We start from the raw sequence: 6,681 nt of genomic DNA, 5'->3' as shown, positions 1-6,681 counted from the left end.
GGCCTGCGGGGCCTTGTTCGTGGACTGCTGGCGCTTTACGTCCACGAACAAGGCCCCTCCGGCCCGTCCCCTCCCGTTGGGGGAGTGTGCGGGTGGGCGGGGGCGCGCATTGCTGATCGAGCACCTGGTGTCGTCGGGTCTTGGGAATGCCTTGCCCGGCCCGGTTGGTTGTGGCCCCGCAGGGGGCGCTCGCGACCCTTACGGGTTCTGTTCGACCGTCCCGTAGGGGTTCCCAGGCTCCCTTGCATGCCTCAACGCCCGCCCCCACACACCGCATTCCTTCTTCCACAACGGGAGGGGACGGGCCGGAGGGGCTGGTTGTGTGGACGTAAAGCGTCAGCAGTCCACACAACCGGCCCTGGAGGCCCGTCACCGCACCCGACACCCACCCCGCCCGCCGCAGGCGCAACGGCGAGACCCCCCGCGGCGGGAGAGACGGGTACGTACGCGGCGCCGCAAAGCGCGCAACGGCGAGCGAGCCCCGCGGCGGGACAGCCAACTACGTGGGAGGCGGGTCAGAACGCCGGCCGCTCAGGATCCAGTGCGGCCATGCCGCCCCCAGGGGAGGACGCGACCGCGAAGTGTCGCTGGGGGATGCGGCCCGCGCGATGGGCCAGGCGGCCTGCCGCCACCGCGTGGCGCATCGCGTGGGCCATGAGGACGGGTTCCTGGGCGCGGGTCACCGCGGAGGCCAGCATGACCGCCGCGCAGCCCAGTTCCATCGCGAGGGCCGCGTCGGAGGCCGTGCCGGCGCCGGCGTCCAGGATGACGGGGACGCCGGCCCGCTCGGTGATCAGCTGGAAGTTGTGCGGGTTGCGGATGCCCAGGCCGGAGCCGATCGGCGAGCCGAGCGGCATGATCGCGGCGCAGCCCACGTCCTCCAGCTTGCGGGCCAGCACCGGATCGTCGTTCGTGTAGGGCAGCACCGTGAAGCCGTCGTCCACCAGGGTCTCCGCGGCGTCCAGCAGCTCGATCGGGTCGGGCAGCAGGGTGCGCTCGTCCGCGACGACCTCCAGCTTGACCCAGTCCGTGCCGAGCGCCTCGCGGGCCAGCCGGGCGGTGAGCACCGCCTCGCCCGCGGTGAAGCAGCCCGCCGTATTGGGCAGCACCCGGATCCCGTGCCGGTTCAGGACGGACAGCACCGAGCCCTGCACGGTCGGGTCCAGCCGCCGCATGGCGACCGTGGTCAGCTCCGTACCGGAGGCGAGCAGTGCCCGCTCCAGGACGTCGAGGCTGGGCGCGCCGCCGGTGCCCATGATCAGGCGGGAGGTGAAGGTGGTGTCGGCGATGGTGAGGGGGTCGGAGATGTCGGGGGAGGCGCCGGGGCGCGTCTTGGGGGAGAGGTCGGTTTCGGCCATGGCGGGTCAGCCTCCCTGGACCGCGGTGAGGACCTCGACCCGGTCGCCGTCGCGGAGGGGCGTGGCGGGCCACTGGGTGCGCGGCACCACGACCTCGTTGACCGCGGCGGCCACCCCGGACGGCGCCGAGGACAGGGTCGCGACGAGTTTGTCGAGGGTGAGGCCGCCGGGGAGCTCGCGGGGTTCGCCGTTGACGGACAGCGAGACGGTGGGGGCGGGGGCGCTCATACGGGCTGCTCCTGGAGGAGGCGGGGGCGCGCGGCCTTGGAGGGGGTGGCGAAGCGCGCGGGGCTGAAGGGGCGGGCCTCGTCGGGGAGGCTCCCGGTGGCCAGCAGTTCGGCCATCACGTCACCGGTGACCGGCGTGAGCAGCACACCGTTGCGGAAGTGGCCGGTGGCCAGGTGCAGGCCGGGCAGCTCGGTCGGGCCGAGCAGCGGGGCGTTGTCGGGGGAGCCGGGGCGCAGCCCGGCGCAGGTCTCCACGAGCGGCAGTTCGGTGATGCCGGGCACCAGCTCGTGCGCGTCCCGCAGCAGCTCGTAGACGCCGCCCGCGGTGACCGTGGTGTCCCAGCCCAGCTCCTCGCTGGTGGCGCCGACGACCAGTTCGCCGCTCTGCCGCGGGACCAGATAGAGCGGATTGCCGCGGACGACGGCCCGTACGGTGCGCGACAGGAAGGCGGGGGAGCCGGCTGGCATGTCCGGCAGCCGCAGCCGCAGCACCTGGCCCTTGACCGGCCGCACGGGCGGCCGCACCTCCTCGGGCACCCCGGCCAGCCGGCCGCTGAAGCTGCCCGCCGCCAGTACGGTCTGGCCGGCCGACAGCCGTGTCCCGTCGGCGAGTTGGGCCCCGGTGGCCCGCCCGGCGTCGACCGTCAGCCGCTGCGCGCGCGTGCGGTGGAAGACCACCCCGGCGCGCTCACAGGCCACCAGCAGCGCATGGGCCAGCCGGCGCGGATCGACCTGGTGGTCGCCGTCGACCCGTAGCCCGCCGCGTACGCCGGGGGCCAGCATCGGCTCCAGGCGGCGGCACTCCCGGCCCGTGAGCCACTGGGAGTCCAGCCCCGAACGGGTCTGCAGGGCGTGCAGTTCGCGCAGGTGGGCCCGGTCGTCGGCGTCCAGGGCGACCGCCAGGGTGCCGCAGCGCCGGTAGCCGGTCGGCTGCCCGCCGGCCTCCTCCAGTTCCTCGACGAACCGCGGATAGCGGCGGGCCGAGGCGAGGTTGAGGCCCAGCAGGGTCTGCTCGCCGTAGTGGAGCTCGGTGACCGCGGCCAGCATTCCGGCCGCGACGTGTGCCGCGCCGCCGCCCGGTGCGGGGTCGGCCACGGCGACGGTCAGCCCGCGGCCGGCCGCCCGCCAGGCGGTGACGAGCCCGATGATGCCGCCCCCGACGACGAGCGCATCGGGGTGCTTCGTGGTTCCTGTGGCAGGTGGATGCATGGGCGTCCAGCCCCTCCCTTCGCCGGCATGACCCGGATCAGGTTCGTACGGTCGGAGGCCGGTCAGCCTCCCTCTCAGCCCGGTACGCCCGGGCTCCCGCGAGTGCGTGCATCCGTCACCCTAATACGGGGCCGCGACGGGCCGTAAGGGAACGCGGACCCGGTCCGGTGGCCCGGGGGAGCCGCGCGGCGGTCCGTGACGGTGTGTCAGAGATCTCCTTGCGCGCTGCTGCGAGCCGCGTCGCCGCCCGTCCTAGAGTGATCGGGTGAGCGAGCAGAGCAAGTCCTCCCAGGCCCCTGACCGCACGCCGCGCGTGGTGATCGTCGGCGCCGGAATCGCGGGCGTGCAGACCGCGGTCGCCCTGCGGGAACAGGGCTGGCCCGGCACGATCACGCTGATCGGCGACGAGCCGCACCAGCCCTACGACCGCCCCCCGCTCTCCAAGGCGGTCCTGCTGGGCAAGGCCGACGGCTCCGCCTTCGACGTCGACTTCGCCGGACTGAACATCGACCTCCACCTCGGCCGCCGGGTCACCGCCCTGGTCCCGCAGGAGCGCGTGGTCGAGACGGAGGCGGGCCGGGTGCCGTACGACCACGCGGTGATCGCCACCGGTGCCGACCCGATCACCCTGCCCGGCAGCGAGGGGCTGCCCGGCGTCCATCTGCTGCGCACCCTCGACGACGCCGAAAGGCTGCGGCCGGTGCTCGCCGCCCAGCACGAGATCGTGGTCGTCGGGGCCGGCTGGATCGGCGCCGAGTTCGCGACCGCGGCCCGGGAGGCGGGCTGCGCGGTCACCGTCGTCGAGGCCGCCGACCGCCCGCTGGCCGGCGCGCTGCCCGCCGAGGTCGCCGCCCACATGACCGGCTGGTACGCGGACGCCGGCGCCGAGCTGCGGCTCGGTGCCCGGGTCGCCTCCGTGACCTCCGGGGCGGTCACCCTCGCCGACGGCACGGTCCTGCCCGCCGACGCGGTGGTCGTCGGCATCGGCGCCCGCCCCGCCACCGCCTGGCTCGCCGGCTCGGGCGTCGAGGTCTCCGCCGAGGACGGCTCCGTGCTCACCGACGAACGGCTGCGCACCTCCGCCCCCGATGTCTACGCGGTCGGCGACTGCGCCTCCTTCCCCTCCACCCGTTACGGCACCCGCCTGCTGGTCCACCACTGGGACAACGCCCTCCAGGGCCCCCGTACGGTCGCCGAGAACATCGCCCGCGCGGGATCCGAGGGGCTGGTCTACGACCCCGTCCCGTATTTCTGGTCCGAGCAGTTCGGCCGGTTCGTGCAGTACGTGGGCCACCACGTGGACTCCGACGAGCTGGTGTGGCGCGGCGATCCCTCCGGCGCGGCCTGGTCGGTGCTCTGGCTGCGCGGCGCCGAGGGGCCGGGCGGGACGCCGGCCGGCGGGAGCCCCGCGGGCCGGCTGGTCGCCCTGCTCGCCGTGGGGCGGCCCAGGGACCTCGCCCAGGGGCGCAAGCTCATCGAGCGGGGCGTGGTCCTGGACCGGGAGCGGGCGGCGAACGCGGCGGTACCGCTGAAGGCCGCGGCGCTGTAGCCGGCGGGCGGTGGGGGCGCCGGGGGCACCGCAGGCGCACCGGCGGCCGCGCCGCGGGCCCGTCGTCACCCTCCGGTGTGCCGGAAAGCCCCTGATGGGGATGCCCGGCTACCGGCTGTCAGTGCGAGGTGGCAGGCTTGTCCTGTGACCGAGATTGACGCAAAGATCGATGGACTCGTTCCCGCCTGGCTCACCCTCCCCGACATCGCCGAACAACTCGGCGTCGAGGTGACCCGTGTCCGGCAGCTGGTCAAGGAGGGCCAGCTGATCGCGGTGCGCCGCGGAGAGAATCGGGTGCTCCAGGTGCCCGCCGATTTCATCAAGGACGACAAGGTGGTCAAGGGCCTCGTCGGCACCCTCACCCTCCTCAAGGACGACGGCTTCACCGACGAGGAGATGCTGGAGTGGCTGTTCACCGAGGATGAGAGCCTGCCCGGCACCCCGGCCCAGGCGCTGCGCGAGAATCGCGGCACGGAGGTCAAGCGCCGGGCCCAGGCCCTCGCCGTCTGACGCCCCCGCCGCCGCGGCCGCCCCCGGCAGCCGCGGCGGCCTCCGCAGCCACCTCGATCCATGACCACCTTTCGGGGCGTACGGACCGGCAGACCCGGTCCGTACGCCCCTGACCTGGGGGGAAGCCGCCCATGAGCACCGCACGACAGGCCCTGTCCGACGCCCGGCTCTATCTCTGCACGGACGCCCGCAGGAAGCAGGGCGACCTCCCGCAGTTCCTGGACGCGGTGCTCGCCTCGGGGGTCGACATCGTCCAGCTGCGCGACAAGGGCATGGAGGCCGGCGAGGAGCTGCGGCACCTGGAGGTCTTCGCGGACGCCTGCCGGCGGCACGGCAAGCTGCTGGCCGTGAACGACCGGGCGGACGTGGCGCACGCCGCCGCCGGCGATGTGCTGCACCTCGGCCAGGGCGACCTGCCCGTCCCGGCCGCCCGCGCCCTGCTCGGCCCGGACGTCCTGATAGGCCGCTCCACGCACGCCGAGGCCGAGGTGGACGCCGCGCTCACCGAAGCGGGCGTGGACTACTTCTGCACCGGCCCCTGCTGGCCGACCCCCACCAAGCCGGGCCGGCACGCCCCCGGCCTGGACCTGGTCCGGTACACCGCGGCGCGCGCACCCGAGCGCCCCTGGTTCGCGATCGGCGGGATCGACGCCGGCAACCTCGACGAGGTGCTGGCGGCCGGCGCCCGCCGGGTGGTGGTGGTCCGGGCGATCACGGAGGCCGACGATCCGGGCGCCGCGGCCGCCGCACTGGCCAAGCGCATCCGGACCTGGGACGCCTGACGGGCCCCGGCGGCCCGCAAAATGTCCACCCACTGGACATGAACCGGACCAACCAGGCATAACGCCGATGACGGTTGGTGTGTGACCGGCTGCTGGTTAACCTGCCCGTATGGCCCTAGGTACAGCTTCCACCAGGACTGATCGCGCACGGACCGTGCGTGACCTGCTCGCTTCCGGCAAGCAGTCCTACTCCTTCGAGTTCGCCGCCCCGAAGACCGAGAAGGGTGAGCGGACCCTGTGGAACGCCATTCGCCGGATCGAGGCCGTCGCCCCGACCTTCGTCTCCGTCACGTACGGCGCCGGTGGCACCTCCCGTGACGGCACGGTGCGCGCCACGGAGCGCATCGCCACGGACACCACCCTCACCCCGGTGGCCCATCTGACCGCGGTCAACCACTCCCTCGCGGACCTGCGCAACATCATCGGCCAGTACGCCGACGCCGGGATCCGCAACATGCTCGCGCTGCGCGGCGACCCGCCCGGCGACCCCATGGGCGACTGGATCAAGCACCCGGACGGCGTCTCCTACGCCGCCGACCTGGTCCGGCTGATCAAGGAGTCCGGCGATTTCTGCGTCGGCGTCGCCGCCTTCCCCGAGATGCACCCGCGCTCGACGGACTGGGACACCGACGTGACCCACTTCGTCGCCAAGTGCCGGGCCGGCGCGGACTTCGCCATCACCCAGATGTTCTTCTACCCGGAGGACTACTTCCGGCTCCGCGACCGGGTCGCGGCGGCGGGTTGCCAGACACCCATCATCCCGGAGATCATGCCGGTCACGAACGTCCGTCAGATCGAGCGGTTCGCGCAGCTCAGCAATGCCGCGTTCCCGCCCGAACTGGCCGAGCGCATCCTGGCCGTCAAGGACGACCCGGCGGCGGTACGCTCCATTGGGATCGAGTACGCGACCGAGCTGTGTTCGCGCTTGATGGCCGAGGACGTGCCCGGGTTGCACTTCATTACCCTCAACCACTCCACGGCGACTCTGGAAATCTACGAGAATCTGGGGCTGCACCAGCGGCCCTGATCACGGTGGCCGGCGAGCG

Annotated in this window: 7 protein-coding genes and 1 riboswitch; of the genes, 4 read left to right on the top strand and 3 right to left on the bottom strand. The window is 73.5% G+C overall.

Annotation, left to right across the window (positions count from 1 at the left end; translation table 11 throughout):
• Positions 1–515 precede the first annotated feature (515 nt).
• From ACZ7MX_RS28045 to thiO, 3 genes are all read right to left on the bottom strand, one after another.
• Positions 516–1,358: a thiazole synthase gene (locus ACZ7MX_RS28045; protein WP_472135995.1), complete on the bottom strand. Its 843-nt coding sequence runs from the start codon at positions 1,356–1,358 to the stop codon at positions 516–518.
• 6 nt (positions 1,359–1,364) lie between these two features.
• The gene (thiS, locus tag ACZ7MX_RS28040; RefSeq protein ID WP_472135994.1) at positions 1,365–1,586 is read right to left on the bottom strand and encodes a sulfur carrier protein ThiS; all 222 of its coding nucleotides are present in this window, start codon (positions 1,584–1,586) and stop codon (positions 1,365–1,367) included.
• Complete coding sequence (gene thiO / locus ACZ7MX_RS28035) at positions 1,583–2,794, bottom strand: glycine oxidase ThiO (protein WP_472135993.1); 1,212 nt, start codon at positions 2,792–2,794, stop codon at positions 1,583–1,585. The genes thiS and thiO overlap by 4 nt, the downstream gene beginning before the upstream one ends.
• Positions 2,792–2,904: riboswitch (TPP riboswitch) on the bottom strand. It overlaps the preceding gene by 3 nt.
• Positions 2,905–3,059: 155 nt before the next feature.
• Between thiO and ACZ7MX_RS28030 the strand changes: the two genes are divergently transcribed.
• The 4 genes from ACZ7MX_RS28030 (at position 3,060) to metF (ending at position 6,662) form a co-directional block, all read left to right on the top strand.
• Complete coding sequence (locus ACZ7MX_RS28030; protein WP_472135992.1) at positions 3,060–4,343, top strand: NAD(P)/FAD-dependent oxidoreductase; 1,284 nt, start codon at positions 3,060–3,062, stop codon at positions 4,341–4,343.
• A gap of 144 nt (positions 4,344–4,487) precedes the next feature.
• On the top strand, positions 4,488–4,853 hold the full coding sequence (locus tag ACZ7MX_RS28025; RefSeq protein WP_030807602.1) for an Rv2175c family DNA-binding protein: 366 nt from the start codon (positions 4,488–4,490) through the stop codon (positions 4,851–4,853).
• A 131-nt stretch (positions 4,854–4,984) separates the two neighbouring features.
• Positions 4,985–5,635 (top strand): thiamine phosphate synthase, encoded by a 651-nt coding sequence (gene thiE / locus ACZ7MX_RS28020; protein ID WP_030807605.1) that lies wholly within the window; start codon positions 4,985–4,987, stop codon positions 5,633–5,635.
• A 109-nt stretch (positions 5,636–5,744) separates the two neighbouring features.
• On the top strand, positions 5,745–6,662 hold the full coding sequence (gene metF, locus ACZ7MX_RS28015; RefSeq protein ID WP_472135991.1) for a methylenetetrahydrofolate reductase [NAD(P)H]: 918 nt from the start codon (positions 5,745–5,747) through the stop codon (positions 6,660–6,662).
• Positions 6,663–6,681: the final 19 nt, after the last annotated feature.

The organism is Streptomyces sp. NPDC107765 (assembly GCF_055657085.1).
The sequence above is the reverse complement of the archived record's forward strand: the minus strand, read 5'-3'. Positions and strand labels throughout refer to the sequence as shown.